At 65.9% G+C, this 14,470-nt stretch carries 14 protein-coding genes and 2 pseudogenes; 9 read left to right on the top strand and 7 right to left on the bottom strand.

The features are described 5' to 3' along the window. Positions 1 to 117: 117 nt before the first annotated feature. From M5I08_RS26945 to M5I08_RS17000, 3 genes and pseudogenes are all read right to left on the bottom strand, one after another. Positions 118 to 330: pseudogene (locus M5I08_RS26945) on the bottom strand (hypothetical protein); the annotation flags it as partial. A gap of 558 nt (positions 331 to 888) precedes the next feature. Further along, a pseudogene (locus tag M5I08_RS26940) lies at positions 889 to 1,275 on the bottom strand (PPE family protein); the annotation flags it as partial. 130 nt (positions 1,276 to 1,405) lie between these two features. Further along, entirely contained in the window at positions 1,406 to 2,605 is a 1,200-nt protein-coding gene (locus tag M5I08_RS17000) for a PPE family protein (RefSeq protein WP_219069002.1), read from the bottom strand. A 158-nt stretch (positions 2,606 to 2,763) separates the two neighbouring features. Between M5I08_RS17000 and M5I08_RS16995 the strand changes: the two genes are divergently transcribed. The 5 genes from M5I08_RS16995 to M5I08_RS16975 all read left to right on the top strand — a co-directional run bounded on the left by M5I08_RS16995 (position 2,764) and on the right by M5I08_RS16975 (position 5,844). Continuing rightward, positions 2,764 to 4,029, top strand: a complete 1,266-nt coding sequence (locus tag M5I08_RS16995) for an integrase catalytic domain-containing protein (RefSeq protein WP_249762798.1) — start codon at positions 2,764 to 2,766, stop codon at positions 4,027 to 4,029. A gap of 220 nt (positions 4,030 to 4,249) precedes the next feature. Then, complete coding sequence (locus M5I08_RS16990; protein ID WP_219070402.1) at positions 4,250 to 4,399, top strand: hypothetical protein; 150 nt, start codon at positions 4,250 to 4,252, stop codon at positions 4,397 to 4,399. 100 nt (positions 4,400 to 4,499) lie between these two features. Next, positions 4,500 to 4,949, top strand: a complete 450-nt coding sequence (locus M5I08_RS16985) for a hypothetical protein (protein WP_219070404.1) — start codon at positions 4,500 to 4,502, stop codon at positions 4,947 to 4,949. 195 nt (positions 4,950 to 5,144) lie between these two features. Next, positions 5,145 to 5,555 (top strand): DUF732 domain-containing protein, encoded by a 411-nt coding sequence (locus M5I08_RS16980; RefSeq protein ID WP_219070406.1) that lies wholly within the window; start codon positions 5,145 to 5,147, stop codon positions 5,553 to 5,555. Positions 5,556 to 5,625: 70 nt separating this feature from the next. Beyond that, positions 5,626 to 5,844, top strand: a complete 219-nt coding sequence (locus tag M5I08_RS16975; RefSeq protein WP_219070409.1) for a hypothetical protein — start codon at positions 5,626 to 5,628, stop codon at positions 5,842 to 5,844. Positions 5,845 to 5,937: 93 nt separating this feature from the next. Here M5I08_RS16975 and M5I08_RS16970 read toward each other — a convergent pair whose 3' ends face one another. The 4 genes from M5I08_RS16970 to M5I08_RS16950 form a co-directional block, all read right to left on the bottom strand. After that, positions 5,938 to 7,158 (bottom strand): PPE family protein, encoded by a 1,221-nt coding sequence (locus tag M5I08_RS16970; protein WP_219070417.1) that lies wholly within the window; start codon positions 7,156 to 7,158, stop codon positions 5,938 to 5,940. Between the two features lie 63 nt (positions 7,159 to 7,221). Next, the gene (locus tag M5I08_RS26355) at positions 7,222 to 8,466 is read right to left on the bottom strand and encodes a PPE family protein (RefSeq protein ID WP_219070419.1); all 1,245 of its coding nucleotides are present in this window, start codon (positions 8,464 to 8,466) and stop codon (positions 7,222 to 7,224) included. A gap of 58 nt (positions 8,467 to 8,524) precedes the next feature. After that, complete coding sequence (locus M5I08_RS16955) at positions 8,525 to 9,739, bottom strand: PPE family protein (protein ID WP_219070421.1); 1,215 nt, start codon at positions 9,737 to 9,739, stop codon at positions 8,525 to 8,527. 376 nt (positions 9,740 to 10,115) lie between these two features. Next, a complete protein-coding gene (locus M5I08_RS16950) occupies positions 10,116 to 11,867 on the bottom strand; it encodes a serine/threonine-protein kinase (RefSeq protein ID WP_219070423.1) in 1,752 nt (583 codons plus the stop codon). Positions 11,868 to 12,341: 474 nt separating this feature from the next. On the opposite strand from M5I08_RS16950, the gene M5I08_RS16945 reads away from it, so the two are divergent. From M5I08_RS16945 to M5I08_RS16930, 4 genes are all read left to right on the top strand, one after another. Then, a complete protein-coding gene (locus M5I08_RS16945) occupies positions 12,342 to 12,641 on the top strand; it encodes a PE family protein (protein WP_219070425.1) in 300 nt (99 codons plus the stop codon). Between the two features lie 163 nt (positions 12,642 to 12,804). Continuing rightward, the gene (locus M5I08_RS16940) at positions 12,805 to 13,101 is read left to right on the top strand and encodes a WXG100 family type VII secretion target (protein WP_219070427.1); all 297 of its coding nucleotides are present in this window, start codon (positions 12,805 to 12,807) and stop codon (positions 13,099 to 13,101) included. A gap of 43 nt (positions 13,102 to 13,144) precedes the next feature. Continuing rightward, complete coding sequence (locus tag M5I08_RS16935) at positions 13,145 to 13,429, top strand: WXG100 family type VII secretion target (RefSeq protein ID WP_219070429.1); 285 nt, start codon at positions 13,145 to 13,147, stop codon at positions 13,427 to 13,429. 87 nt (positions 13,430 to 13,516) lie between these two features. Beyond that, positions 13,517 to 14,428, top strand: coding sequence for an ESX secretion-associated protein EspG (locus tag M5I08_RS16930; RefSeq protein ID WP_219069791.1), 912 nt, complete (start codon positions 13,517 to 13,519; stop codon positions 14,426 to 14,428). The last annotated feature ends 42 nt before the right edge of the window (positions 14,429 to 14,470 follow it).

Here is a 14,470-nt window from a genome sequence, read left to right as displayed (position 1 = left end):
AGGTTCCCTCGCCCATCGGACGGGGGAACCTTCGTCACGCGCAGGCACCGGGCCGCTGCCACTCGGCGACAACCGCGGTCAGCGAGGCGGAGGCCCCGCCCCGCCCCCCATAACGGTCTAGCCACCCAGGGTTGGCCGCGGCATTCGGTGGCGGCGGTCTGTGATGCGGTATTCCACGTCGGTGCCGCGACGCCCTGCGCCGTTGGGGATCTGGCCCATCGTCGGCAGGCCGGCCGAGGTGCTCGTCGGGTTCGCCCACGTCGGCAGAGCTTTGAAACCCGTGTCCGCCGGGGCCACCGGTTGGACGGCCGGGCCGGCCGTCGACGTCGCCGCGGTCCAGTTCTGCGGCACGGACAATCCGCCCACCGGGTCCGCGCGACCCACGCTGGCCAGCACCCAGTTCGGCCCCATCGTTTGCGCCCCAGCAACAGCGCCTGCCGCAGGCGCCGGTAGCGCCGGCAACGCGGACGCCTGGGCGCCGGCTCGGGCAGCCGCGACCTGAAAAGACAAGATGTAAAACGGCGTTTTCACGAATTGGGAAGCGTAAAAAGCCGGCCGCCAAAAGGCGGTATCCAAATCGGTGATGGCGGTGATTATCGAGGTCGACGTCGAGGTCGACGTCGAGGTCACGGAAGCCTGGGCCGCCAACGCATTCACGAACCCCCCTGATGTGAGGGACTGCAGCTGCGGGGGCGCCGCGGACGTCAGCTGCGAAAGTGTGGTCTGAGCATGTCCGACGGCGGTGTCAACGGCCTGGGCCACAGCGGCGCCTTGGGTGGATTGCCCGGCGGGGTTCGTGGTCTGCGGCGGCTCGCTGAACGGTGTGAGGGTGGCCGCCGCGGACGCGGAGGCTGCGTAGCCGTACATCGCCGTGGCGTCCTGCGCCCACATTTCGGCGTAGACGGCCTCGGCGGCCGCGATCGCGGGCGTGTTCTGCCCGAAGAAATTGGTCGCAACCAGCGTCGCCGACAAGGTGCGGTTGGCCAGCACCACCGCCGGGGGCACGGTTGCGGCGAACGCCGCTTCGTAGCCGGCGGCGGCCGCCCGGGCCTGGCCGGCCGCCTGCTGGGCTTGCCGCGCCGTGGTCGTCACCCACGCCACATAGGGCGCCGCGGCAGCGGCCATTGCCGTCGATGCCGCGCCGGACCAGCCCTGGTCTTGCAGCGCCGAAATCGCCGAGCAATACCCGGCGGCGAGGGTTTCCAGTTGCGCGGCCACGCCGTCCCAAGCCGAGGCCGCCGCCAGCAGCGGGCCCGAGCCGGGGCCGGCATACATTCGCGCCGAGTTGACCTCGGGCGGCAGCGCCCCGAAGTCAAGCATCAGCGTTGTTGCCGCGACGATGGCAAACCGGTGGCCGAGGGTCGCGACGACACCGTCGGGGGCGACCGAAACGAGGCGAAAACGGCTACCCGCCTAAAGTTGGGCGCGGCATTTTGAAGCCGCGTGACGGCACGCGCAACACATTGTTGACCGAGGAACGCCCATGCGGACCTGCCGCTGAGTTCATGCCCACCATCGGGCCTGCGCCCGTCGCGCCCGCCACCGGGGCGTCCGCCGACACCGGCACTGCTGCCAGGTCCATCTCGGACAGCCACTGCGGTTCTTTGGCCACCGGCGCCGTCGACGTCCAGCTCTGCGGCACCGACAACCGGCCCATCGGTGCCGCCCGCCCCACGTCGGCCAGCACCGGACCCCGAACACCTTGCGGCACAACCGATTCAGCAGTGGTAGCGCCGGCCCCGATGTCCCCCCCGCCGATCTTCGGCAAGTCTTTGCTCTGGGCCGCGGCAGCCCGGTTGGCCGCTAGAGTATAACTTCCGCCGGAAAAGAACGTGCGGGTGAAGGCGGCGACGGCGATTGCCGGGAAGGTGAATTGATTCAAATCGAAGAAGGCGTTTATCAACGCCGACGAGGACGGGCCGCTTGGCAACGTCGCCCCCGAAGACCCGCCGGTGGCCAGACTCTGCAGCTGCTGGGGCAATGCCGCCAGCAACTGCGACAGGGTTGACTGCGAACTCGAAGCGCCGGAGCCGGCGGCGTGGGCCACCGCGGCAGCCTGGGCGGGTGCGGCGTCGGCAGTCGTGGTTTGCGGCGGCTCGCCGAACGGCGTCACGGTGCTCGCTGCCGAGGACGCCGCGGCATAGGTGTACATCGCGGCCGCATCCTGTGCCCACATCTGGGCATATTCGGCCTCGGCGGCCGCGATCTGGGTGGTGTATTGCCCGAAGACGTTGGCCGTTACCAGCGCCACATACTGATCGCGGTTGGCCGTGACCAGTGCCGGTGGAACCGTGGCCGCGTGTGCACTCTCAAAGGCGGCGCTCGCGGCGCGAGCCTGACCGGCCGTCTCCTCGGCCTTGGCCGCCGCCGTCGCGATCCACTCGACATACGGTTGCGCTGCGTCGGCCATCAAAGTCGAAGCATTGCCCGACCACGTTTCGCCTTGCAGCCCCAAGATCACCGCGGTGTAGCCGCGCGCGACCGAGTCCAGTTGGCTGGCTATCGCCTGCCAGGCCGATGCGGCGGCCACTAACGACCCCGAGCCCGGACCCGCATACATCCTGCCCGAGTTGACCTCGGGCGGGAGGGCTCCGTGATCAAGCATCAGCCTTTCCCTTCCTCAACCAACTATCGCAGCAGACGGGCCGCCGTTGCAATCTGCCGACTTGACTCACGAAAAGTGCCCGCGAAACACCCTCGGTGCCTCACATAAGAATGCCCGCGAAACGGTGACCGTCGTTAGGCATGGAATGTGGGTTGTCGATGACGTCTCGTGCCGAGATCACCACCAGGTACGCCAAGGCGTATGTGAAGGCCTCGAAGAAGAACAGGGGGCAGATTCTGGACCAGATCGTTGAGGTGACGGGCTGGTCGCGCGACAACGCCCGCCGCAGGCTCACGGCAGCGGCAAAGCGGCCACCGGGGCCGGGGCGCAATGTGGCGAAGCGGCCCCGCAAGCCCAGGGCTGTGAAGTTTTCCTACGACGCGCTCAAGGTGCTGCAAAGGGTTTGGGCCGCCTCGGGTGGGCAGTGCGGGAAGTATTTGGCTGCTTCGATGCGCTTGCAGCTCGACGGCCTGCAACGCCACGATGAGCTGGCCTTCGGTCGTGACCGCTACAGCCCGGACGTGCGTGCCGAGCTGCTGGAGATGAGCGCGGCGACGATTGACCGCTATCTGGCGCCGGCGAAGGCCAGGGACCAGATCAGTGGTGTTTCGACGACGACACCCTCACCGCTGCTGCGGAATTCGATCAAGGTTCGCAGGGCTGGCGATGAGGTAGAAGACGAACCCGGTTTCTTCGAGGGTGATACGGTCGCGCATTGCGGCCCAACACTCAAAGGCGAGTTCGCCCGCACCCTCAACCTCACCGATGTCCATACCGGCTGGGTGTTCACCCGCACCGTGCGCAACAACGCCAACACCCACATCCTGGGCGCACTGAAAGCAGGAGTGCATGAAATACCTTATGAGGTAACCGGTTTGGACGTCGACAACGGGACCGAGTTCCTGAACAAGGCTGTCATCAAGTGGGCGGCGCAGATGGAGATCTTCTTCACCCGCTCACGGCCCTACAAGAAGAACGATCAGGCCACGATCGAGTCCAAGAACAACCACCTGGTGCGCCGATACGGATTCTACTACCGCTACGACACCGACGAGGAACGCGCGGTGCTCAACCGGCTCTGGCACCTGGTCAACGACCGGCTCAACTACCTGACCCCCACCATCAAACCCATCGGCTACGGCTGCAGCCGCGACGGTCAACGCCGCCGGCTCTACGACAAGCCCATGACCCCGCTGGACCGGTTGCTGGCCGCCGGGGTCCTCTCAGCGGCGCAGAAATCGGAGCTGCTCACCTACCGACACAGCCTCAACCCGGCCGCGATCGCCCGCCAGATCGCCGACCTGCAGGCTGCCCTGCTCAGACCCGCCAAGGACAAGACCGAGCAGCTCTACCTCGCCTCTATACCCGCCGCCCTGCCCGACGTCAGATCCGGCATCCGCACCACGAACAAGACGGCCAGCTGACCCTGATTTCGCGGGCATTCCTACGTGAGGCATGGATCAGGTTTCGCGGGCATATTTACATGAGGCATTACGTCTGCTGACCAACCAACGCCACGCAGGAGATCGGCATCGCAGCCCGGGTTGGCCGCCAATAGGCTGCGAGCCTAGATAGAAAAAGCCAGCAGCTGCGAGCAAGCACATCGCTACCCTAGCTAGGCAGCGGCCGGCTGGCATGCCCGGAATGCCGACTGTAATTGGCGTGTCATTTGCCAAAGCTTTTTATGAGCCGCCAATTTCGTGCCGCCAACCCAAACAACCCGGTGACCAGCTGGCGTTCGACGACCTCGACGGCTGGCGGCTACACGCGATCATCACCAACGTCACCGCGTAGAAGCTCAGGGCGGCCGAGGTCGAGGCGCATCACCGGCTGCGCGGCGGCATCCCCGAAGACGCCGTCCGCGCGCTCATGAACGACTTCGGGATGATCTTCGGTGCAAGCGGTTTTCGGTAACTGGCTGTGCTGGCGGGTCGCCGCCCCCGTTCACAACGTCGGGCTATGGCTGGGCACCCTGGCCCTGCCCCGCAAGCTACGCCGAGCGGGTGGCAAACGACTGCGCCTGGCATTTCTCAACGTCGCCGCCCGGCTGGTGGCCACGGCCACCGCCTACCCCCACGTCGAGGCGTTCGCCGCCGCGCTACGACACATCTGGGCTACCGGCCTCCGGTTGACCATTCGCAGCCCACTGAAAACCGCACCCTCGCAGCGCATCTCGAAGCCTCCACCGCGATCGACGCATGCCCAAAACCGGTCACCACACCGCCGCAGCCACGCCCACGCCCAATTACGCCATCGCCCAACAGCACAGCCACCAGCGACCCGACCACCGAAAGCAAGATCATTACAAACCCGGCTGAAAAATCAGGGTCTGACGAACGCATGAATGACAGGTGAACAACAGGGTGTCTTTGGTGAATGGGCGTGAAAACAATTGCAAATATTGATCGGTGAGCCTATGAGAGTCCGGCCGCGGCATCTAGCATCGTGCTGAACGGTCGGAGCCGGAAAGTCGTTGCGCCGCACGATTTCGAGCACGCCGTCGAGGTGTCCACACCGCGAGCAGACGGGGAGATGAGCGATGACAGAACACGAATGGCCTCCGGTGAAAACACCACTTCGTGGGCGCGACCCACGCTTCCGGGTGGCGGCGCACGCTGTCACACTGCTCGTGACGTCAGCCTGCGCGGCAGCAGCCGTCGGTGTGGCCGCGTCGGCGCACGCCGAGCCAACTGATCCGTATGAGTATGTCCCCAGCGCGACCGACACCACATTCCTTGGCGCGATCGACCGCCTCGGCATCAAACAACCGAGTGGTCCCGAAGCAGTCGCCATCGCCAAAGGCGCCTGTGCGACTATCCAGCAGGGCAACACCATCCGCGATGCCGTGAACGGGGTGAGAAGCGCCGCCCCCGGCATGCCGCTTCTGCAGGGCGCCCACTTCGTGGCGGTGGCACGGCGTTTGTACTGCCCGAACACTCCGGACTACTGATCCGCCTTCGGAGCCACTTGACCTAACTTGGGGAAATCGATCAGCGTGTCCTTGACGGGGGCCGTGGTCCTTGAACGGAATGATGCCCGCGGCGGCGTTCGTGATCGGCATCAACGCGTCGTCGATCGACCCGCACAGCAACAAACAGCACGCGGCGGGCAACTTTCAAGGGCGGCTGGGGGTTTCATCCGCTGATAGCGTGGCGCGCCAAGACGCGCAGGCGGCGGAGCTGACCGGGCTGCCGCGCGAGTCCGCCGGCGCAGACCGGGCTGCACGGCTGGCCCGCTGACATGCGGACCTGGTGCGGCGGGAGACGATCGACGAAGGCCAGCCCAGCCCCGCACTCGCCCAGGCTGCGGCACGCCGGGCCCCCGGGGAGCAGCTATCCACCGGAGGAATGACGGGGCATCTTGTAGCGGGGAGGCGTGACCTGCAAGATGGTGCTGATACTGGGACGCACCACTTTGCGGGCCGCGGCCGCACCGGCCGCCCCTGCCATCGGCCCCATGGCGGCCGCCGGCCCTGCGCCGGCCGTTTGCATTTTCGGAGCAGCATCCCACGACCCCGCGGTCCCCGACGACAGCCACTGCTGGGTCGCAGCGGCGGCCGGAGTCGCATTTGTCCAGGATGCGGGCACCGACAATCGCCCGACCGGGGTCGTCTCGCCCACGCTGGCAAGCACCGCCCGGTTGACGTCCGCCGATTCGGCCGCTGAAGCCAGCGCCGTTGGTGCGGACGCCGTGGCCGGCGACGTCGCCCCAGCAACTCCTACCGCCGGCGCATACAATTCCTGTGGCGCAAAAAGTGCGCCATCGGACCCGAACCTGGTACCAAAAATTAAGGCGTCGCCGATCGCCCCAACGTTACGCATTTGCACGAACACGAAGATGTCCGGAACTCGTTGGACGTAGTTGAGATCGGTCATCAGCGTCATAAACCACTCCGGTATCGGTATGCCGGCTTGCGCCGGTGCGCTTGTGCCCGCTGCTGAGAGCAGCTGCGGCACGCTCGAAAGCACCTGCGACAGGGTGGATTGCGACGCGGCCGCCGCAGACGCCGCGGGCGCTGCGACGGGATTGGTGGTCGGCGGTGGCCCGGTGAACGGCGCCAGCTTTGTCGCCGAGGACGCGGACGTGGCATAGCTGTGCATCGCAGAGGCGTCTTGCACCCACATCGCCTCGTAGGCGGCTTCGGTGGCCGCGATCTGGGCCGTGTTCTGACCGAGTATGTTGGTTTTCACCAGGCTTAACAACTGGGTTCGGTTGGCGGCTATCAGCGGCGGCGGCACAACCGCCGCATGTGCCGCCTCGAAGGCGGCCGCTGCCGCCCGAGCTTGGCTGGCCGCGAGTTGTGCTCGTTCCGCGGTGCTGGCCGCCCACTGCGCGTACGGTGCGGCCGCAGCGGCCATGGCATTCGAAGCGGGACCCAGCCACCCTTCGTCCTGCAAGCTCGATATTGTCGCATCGTAGCCTGCCGCGAACGAATCCAACTCCGCGGCGAGCGCGTCCCAGGCCGACGCGGCCACCATCGTCGGCTCCGCTCCCGGGCCGGTATAAATCCTGGTCGAGGTGATCTCCGGCGGCAAGAGCCCGAAATCCAGCATTCCCATTCCCTTTCTTCACCGGTCGCGCGCGAGAGTTATAGACCCGCAGGTTCGATACTGGTGCTATCCGCCGACCGCGGGCCGGGGCATTCGCCACCGGCGATCCCGCATGCGGAACATGGAGTTGTCGCTGTGGCGCGCCGCGGCGCCGCTCATCGGTCCCATGACCGGCTGCATCGGCGGCTGGTCCGCCATGGGCGCAGCTGATTTGGCGCTGACCAATTCCGCGGACTCGGCCCGCTGACCCGTTTCCGACGACGGCGACTCCAACGACTGGGCGAGGTAACCGGTTTTGCCCGCCGGTGTCGCCTCGGTCCAGCCCTGCGGCACCGAAAGCGGCCCCACCGACGCCGCTTTGGCGGTGCTGGCGAGCACCGGCTGGCCGGTGGAACTTGTCGAACCCGCCGCTAATGCCTGTCCACCGGTGCCCAGCAGCGGCGGCGTCGTCCTCGGAAAACCGAGAAGCTGGCCGTAAACTAGGTAAGCGGTATTGAACATGCCCTGATCGCCGATGGTGACGCCGTAATTGTAATATTGCGCAACGAACGACGAGTGCAAAAGGTTGGAAAACTGTAGATAGGTTTGCAGATTGTCGATGTAAAAGTACCCGGATGACCCCGACGAAGACGTCGACGTCGCAGCACTGGAGTTTGCCACGCTCTGCCCAATGTTTGACGAAGCCGGAAGCGCGTGCGCCAACGCGCTTTGCGTAGATTCGCCCGCCGCTGTGCCGACCGCGTGAGCTGCCGCGGCGGATTGCGCCGGTTGCCCGCCGGGATTGGTGGTCTGCGGCGGCGGTGTGAACGGCGTCAACGTGGCCGCCGCCGGGAGTGACGACGCGGCATAGCCGTACATGGCCGCGGCGTCTTGAGCCCACATCTCGGCGTAGAGCGCCTCGGCGGCGGCGATCGCCGGAGTGTTCTGGCCGAAGAAGTTCGTTGCGATCAACGCCGTCAACAACGCCCGGTTGGCCTCGATCACCGGCGGAGGCACCGTCGCTGCGAACGCCGCCTCATAGGCGGCCGCCGCCGCCCGCGCCTGGTTGGCCGTCTGCGCGGCCTGTGTGGCTGTGGTGTTCGTCCACGCCAGATACGGGGTGGCCGCGGCGGCCATCGCCGTCGAGGCCGGCCCCGACCAACGCGGACCTTGCAGAGTCGTCAGCTGCGCCGAGTAGCCGGACACGAACGATTCCAGTTGCGCGGCCAGTTCATCCCAGGCTGTCGCTGCCGCCATCATCGGCCCCGACCCCGGGCCGGCGTACATTCGGGCCGAATTGACCTCGGGCGGCAGCGCCGCAAAATCCAGCATTACTGTTCCTTAATTTTCGGACAACAACGGGGCGGCGGTGCGGCGTGCTTTGGATTGGCTATCCGCCGGCTTTAGGGCGGGGCATCTTGTAGCGCCGGGGCGCGACCCGCAACATATTGCTGACGACGGGACGCGCCAGCATGCCGGCTGCGGCCGCGCCGGCGATCCCCGCCATCGGTCCGATACCCGCTGTCGGCATGGCGCCGGCCGCCGAATCGGCTTCGTAGAACCCCTCGGCCCCTGACACCCACAGCGGTTGTTCGCTGGCGGCGGTGGCCACCGGAGTCGCGCTCGCCCACGATGGGGGCACCGACAACGGCCCTATCGGAGCGGCGGTGCTTGTGCTGGCAAGCACCGCATTGGAAATGCCTCCCCCGGCCGCGGACGTGACCGGCGACGTCGCGTCGCTCAGCATGGCCAGCGGCGCGTACAGCGCGGAGTCGCCAACTAGTCGGCCCATGATCATGGCGGCGGCGCTGACGTTGGCGACGGTACGACTCAACGCCGCGTAGAAACTTATTGGGTTGATGATGGTGTTGAAGTCTCCGATGCTGGTCACCAGCGAGTTCGGCACCTGGATTCCGAACACTGAGGTTGTGTCCGATGTTGCCGCAGCCGGGCTCGCTGCCGAGGAGAGTTGTTGCGGGACATTCGAAAGCATCTGCGACAGGCTGTTGAAATGCGAGGCGCCCGAGCCGGCGGTTTGGGCGGCCGTCGTGGCGGCTTGGGCCGATTGTCCGGCGGGGTTGGCGGTTTGCGGTGGCGCCGTGAAAGGCGTGAGCTTGGTCGCCGACGACGCCGAGGTGGCGTAGCCGTACATCGCACTGGCGTCTTGGGCCCACATCTGTTCGTACTGGGCCTCAGTGGCCGCGATCTGCGGCGAGTTCTGGCCTAAGAGGTTGGTCGCAATCAGATTCGTCAACTGGGTGCGGTTGGCGGCTATCAGCGGCGGCGGCACAACGGACGCGTGTGCCGTCTCGTAGGCCGCTGCGGCCGCCCGGGCTTGGGTGGCCGTCTGCTCGGCTTGGGTCGCCGTTGTGCTCACCCACGCCGCATAGGGGGCGGCCGCCTCGGCCATCGCCGTCGAGGCGGGACCCGTCCACTCCTGGTCCTGCAGGGCCGTGATCGTCGACGAGTAGCCCTGCGCGAACGAACTCAGTTGCGCGGCGAGCGCATCCCAAGCCGACGCGGTCGCCACCATCGGCGCCGACCCTTGGCCCGTGTACACCAGGGTGGAGGTGATCTCCGGCGGCATCGCCGCGTAATCCAGCATTCGCGTATCCCTTCCCGCAACTGACCGTCACTGACAAACCGCCGCCGTGGCGCGGCGAGCGCAAACGAAGTTCCTGAGCATGTCCTGCGAAACGCCTGGGCAGACCCTGGCATCTCCGGCTGAAGTGCCAGCGACGAGAAAATGAGCTGCACGTGAACGGACACTGACCATCTTGGCCGGGCAACTGCGTCAAACCGCAGTAGCGGCCCTCGGCATACTCCGGCGGTCGGCACAGGACTTCACATATGTGTCGGCCTGGACGGGATTGGTCTACATCGCGTTTACATCGCGTTCGTTCGGCCGGAGTCGTCGGCGCCGGTGGCGCCGCGGGTACTTACCGCTGCGGTTCAGGTGACCAGACCCACCGACTCCGCGGTCAGCGGGTCGGCCGCGTCGTGACCGGCGCGGGTGGGGCCATCGGCGGCGCGCTGGGCACCTGCACCCCCGCAGGTACCTCGCCGACGTGCGCAGCCACTGCCGGGATCTCGATCGTCGCGCCTGCCTGACCACACTCGTCGGTGTCAACGGTGACGGTCATCGTGCCGTGCAGCGAACCGTTTGATCGCGCCAGCCGGATGGCCTGCGTGGTGGTTTGTTTGGCCGGCGCTCCATCCGGTCCCAGGCACGCGAACTGCACCGTGTCCGGTCGTGACTGCCAGGCGCCGTCACGGAAATCCATCACCAGCGGCATATTGCTGCCCGCCGGGCTCGGGGTTTGGTGGTTGTTGTCGTCCAGCATGGTCCCGGTGGCAACACAGGTCGTGGGTGTGCACGAGGTACGGAAAGCCCACCAGGTGCTGACGTTCGGCGGTTGCGGGTCGGGAGTGCTGTTGTAGGTCTGCTGGTCGCGATTGACGTCGACGCGGTAGGACCCGTCCAGTGCTTCCCCCGGTCCCGGAAAATTACGACTGGTCGTCGCCGGCGGCGCGGCGGCCGCAGCGGAGCTGCGGATGGCTGTGGTTGGGCCAGGGGCTTGCTTGGGCGCGGCGTCGTTGCCGCGACCGATCACGATGCCGACGCCCAGCAGTCCGGCGCACAGCGCAGCCGCCGCGCTGCTCAGCGCAACGATCCAGGGCCACCGGCGGCGCCGAATCACCGCCGGCTGGGCGGGCGCCTCGGCGGCCTGCCCGATGGCGGAGTGATGCTGCGCAAGACCGCGTACCGTTCTCGCCCACGCCGGGAACACGCCAGACTGCGCCGGACCGCCCGGTGTGGGCGCGGCCTCGGGCATGTCGTCGGGATAGTCGACGACAGTGAGGTAGGCCTCGGGACTGCGCTCACCGGTCCAGGCCCCGGCACTGTAACTAAGCGCGTCGGCGAAGGCGCGGCAACTCTCGAACCGATCGTGGGGATTCTTGGCCAACGCGGTCGCGAGTACGTCATCCAAGCGTGCGAGGTCGGGGCGCCGATCTCGCAGGCCGGGAGGTCGCGCGGTCGGATGTTGACTGACGACGGCGGCCGGATTCGACTGCTGGAATGGCGGCGCACCCGTGAGCAGGTGAAACGCGGTGGCCGCGAGCGCATACTGGTCGGCACGTCCGTCGATGTCCGAGCCGGCCAATTGTTCGGGTGCGGTGTAGGCGACCGCTTCACCGGTGAGACCGGGCGCCGCGAGGCCGTTGGGATCGCCGAGCGGTCGGGCTATCCCGAAGTCAGTGAGAAGTATTTGTCGTTCACCGTCGGTTGGGCTGGTGAACAGAATGTTCGCGGGTGTCATGTTGCGATGCAGCATGCCCCGGCTGTGGGCGTAATCAAGGGCGTCGGCGGCGGCCGTGATGGTCGCCAGCACCTCACCGACAGGCATCCCGGTTCGCAACCGGTTAGCGATGAGCTGCGCCGCGCTGGCGCCGTTGACGTAGTCCATCGTGACCCACAGCTGCCCGTCGGTCTCACCGCGATACTCGACCCCGAGAATGTGGGGGTGGTACAGCGTTGTGGCGATTGGGGTTTCGCGCATGAACCGGTCGTGGAACTCGCGATCTTCGGTCAGTCTGGCGGATAACACCTTCAAGGCGTTCCACTGCGGTAACCGCGGATGCTGGACCAGGTAGACGTCGCCCGTCTCACCGCAGCCCAATAAACGCAAGACGCTGTATCCACCGAAGGTCGCGCCGCTGGTCAACGGCATGCCCAGATACTAACCGCCGCTGATGGTCGCCGGCATTCCCACCACGTTTAGCCGGCCCAAAGTTCAGTGGCCCGTTGGGTGGCAACACGGAGCAGGCGTGGGAGGGCATAGCGGCTAATAATTTTGCTGGACGCATGTATGACGTGCCTGCTGCAGGCGTTATCCGCGGCCAGATTTTTTGTGCTCCCTAAGTCCTGCTTTCTGCCGCGTTCGGGGACTGACCGTTGAGTCGCCGTCGAGCCGCAAACTGTTGCCGAGCCGAGATCATCAAATTTGCGCAGGTCGTAAACCCCTCGAGAGTGCTGACCAGCCCTCCGCGGCGTCGCTTGTTACTCAGCCGTTACCAAAGGTGAAACAGTTGTTGCCGATCGGTGAACAGTTGCCGACACCGGGCTCTACAGCGGCAAGGAACGGGACGCGCGTCTATTCTCATCGACGGATGTATTGCTCAGAACGACCGAGGAGGGAAGCTAAATGTCGTTTGTAACCACACAGCCGGAGGCGTTGTCGGCAGCGGCCGGCAGCCTGCAGGGCATCGGGTCGGCGGTGAACTCACAGAACGCGGCCGCGGCGGGCCCGACGACGGGCGTCGTTCCGGCTGCAGCCGACGAGGTTTCGGCCCTGACGGCCGCGCAGTTCGCCGCGCACGCTCAGATGTATCAGGCGGTGAGCGCCCAGGCGGCGGCCATCCACGAGATGTTCGTCAACACACTGAGCACCAGCGCCGGCTCCTATGCGGCCACCGAGGCCGCCAACGCAGCTGCGGCGGGCTGAACGCCGTCAATGAAGTCTGTCCCACTGTGGTGGTGGCAGCCCGGTAGGGGGAAGGGGGGGATCAGCAGTGTGTTTCAGGCCGGCGGTTACCTCGGGTAACCGGTCCGGCAACCAGCACGTCCATCGCAGTCGTCGATCACTACTCAATCAAGGAGACAAGTAAGTGCCTACGCGTTTTATGACCGACCCGCATGAGATGCGGGCGATGGCGGGCCGTTTCGACGTGCACGCCCAGACGGTGGAGGACGAGGCCCGCAAGATGTGGGCATCGAGCCAAAACATCGCCGGCGCCGGCTGGAGCGGTACCGCCCAGATGACGTCTTATGACACCATGGGCCAGATGAACCAGGCCTTCCGCAACATCGTCAACATGCTGCACGGGGTGCGCGACGGGCTGACCCGCGACGCCAACAACTACGAGTCCCAAGAGCAGGCCTCGCAGCAGATTTTGAGCAGCTAACTCGCTGCAAGCGTAAACTTTTCCAATCAGGAGGGACAGATAAATGTCAATTAGCTACCAGTTCGGTGATGTAGACGCCCACGGCGCGCTGATCCGGGCCCAGGCCGCTTCGTTGGAGGCCGAGCACCAGTCCATCGTGCGCGATGTGCTGGCCGCCGGTGACTTCTGGGGCGGTTCGGGTTCGGTGGCCTGCCAGGAGTTCATCACCCAGTTGGGCCGCAACTTCCAGGTGATCTACGAGCAGGCGAACCAGCACGGGCAGAAGGTGCAGACGGCAGGCAACAACATGTCGTCCACCGATAGCGCTGTTGGCTCTAGCTGGGCTTAAAAGTCACCAATTGGCGCGGCAGCACACCGACCCGGGTGTGCTGCCGCGTCGTGCGATAACCGACCACCCCGAGACACGAGAGTAGCGATGGATCAAACCACCCGGACCGATATCACAGTCAACGTCGAGGGCTTCTGGATGTTGCAGGCGTTGCTGGATATTCGCCATGTCGCACCCGAATTGCGGTGTCGGCCATTCGTTTCCACTGATTCGATGGACTGGCTGAACCAGCATCCCGGCATGACAGTTATGCGCGAGCAGGGGATCGTGACGGGGGAGGCGGTCAACGAGGCGATCGCTGCCCGGATGCGCGTGTTGGCCGCGCCCGATCTCGAGGTCGTCGCGCTGTTGTCCCGCGGCAAGCTGCTCTATGGCGTCAGGGAAAAGGAAGAAGGCAGCGAAGAGGAACCTGTGGGCTCCCGCGAGATCCCGGACAACGAATTCCGTGTGCTGCTGGCCCGCCGCGGCCAGCACTGGGTCTCGGCGGTACGGGTCGGCGACGAGATCACCGTGGACGACGTCGCAATCGCCGACACCGCCTCGATCGCGGCACTGGTCTTCGATGCACTGGAGTCGATCCATCACGCCGACCCGGCGGCGATCAACGCGGTCAACGTGCCGCTGGAGGAAATGCTGGACATCACGAAGGCCTGGCAGAGCTCCGGTTTCAACGTCTTCTCCGGCGGCGATCTACGGCGGCTCGGCATAAGCGCGGCGACGGTGGCCGCGCTGGGGCAGGCGCTGTCAGATCCGGCGGCTGAGGCCGCGGTCTACGCCAGGCAATACCAGGACGACGCCAAGGCGCCCAGTGCCTCGGTGCTGTCGCTGAAGGATGGATCGGGCGGCCGTATCGCGATGTACCAGCAAGCGCGAACCGCCGGGTCGAACGAAGCATGGCTGGCTATCTGCCCGGCCACCCCGCAGTTGGTCCAAGTGGGGATAAAGACGGTTTTGGAAACGCTTCCCTATGGCGAGTGGAAGACGCATAGCAGAGTTTAACTAATCGTTACGGAAATATTGCGCATACCAAGGTTTTTCGGC

The sequence above is a fragment of the Candidatus Mycobacterium methanotrophicum genome, assembly GCF_023515995.1.
GTDB classification, from domain to species: Bacteria; Actinomycetota; Actinomycetes; order Mycobacteriales; family Mycobacteriaceae; genus Mycobacterium; species Mycobacterium methanotrophicum.
The sequence above is the reverse complement of the archived record's forward strand: the minus strand, read 5'-3'. Positions and strand labels throughout refer to the sequence as shown.

Excerpts from the sequence above, each read along its gene's own strand:
- M5I08_RS16995 (WP_249762798.1), top strand. The coding sequence starts at position 2,764 with ATGACGTCTCGTGCCGAGATCACCACCAGGTACGCCAAGGCGTATGTG.
- M5I08_RS16935 (WP_219070429.1), top strand. The coding sequence starts at position 13,145 with ATGTCAATTAGCTACCAGTTCGGTGATGTAGACGCCCACGGCGCGCTG.
- M5I08_RS16970 (WP_219070417.1), bottom strand. The coding sequence starts at position 7,158 with ATGCTGGATTTCGGGCTCTTGCCGCCGGAGATCACCTCGACCAGGATT.
- M5I08_RS17000 (WP_219069002.1), bottom strand. The coding sequence starts at position 2,605 with ATGCTTGATCACGGAGCCCTCCCGCCCGAGGTCAACTCGGGCAGGATG.
- M5I08_RS16945 (WP_219070425.1), top strand. The coding sequence starts at position 12,342 with ATGTCGTTTGTAACCACACAGCCGGAGGCGTTGTCGGCAGCGGCCGGC.
- M5I08_RS26355 (WP_219070419.1), bottom strand. The coding sequence starts at position 8,466 with ATGCTGGATTTTGCGGCGCTGCCGCCCGAGGTCAATTCGGCCCGAATG.
- M5I08_RS16955 (WP_219070421.1), bottom strand. The coding sequence starts at position 9,739 with ATGCTGGATTACGCGGCGATGCCGCCGGAGATCACCTCCACCCTGGTG.
- M5I08_RS16980 (WP_219070406.1), top strand. The coding sequence starts at position 5,145 with ATGACAGAACACGAATGGCCTCCGGTGAAAACACCACTTCGTGGGCGC.
- M5I08_RS16930 (WP_219069791.1), top strand. The coding sequence starts at position 13,517 with ATGGATCAAACCACCCGGACCGATATCACAGTCAACGTCGAGGGCTTC.
- M5I08_RS16950 (WP_219070423.1), bottom strand. The coding sequence starts at position 11,867 with ATGCCGTTGACCAGCGGCGCGACCTTCGGTGGATACAGCGTCTTGCGT.
- M5I08_RS16990 (WP_219070402.1), top strand. The coding sequence starts at position 4,250 with ATGCCGACTGTAATTGGCGTGTCATTTGCCAAAGCTTTTTATGAGCCG.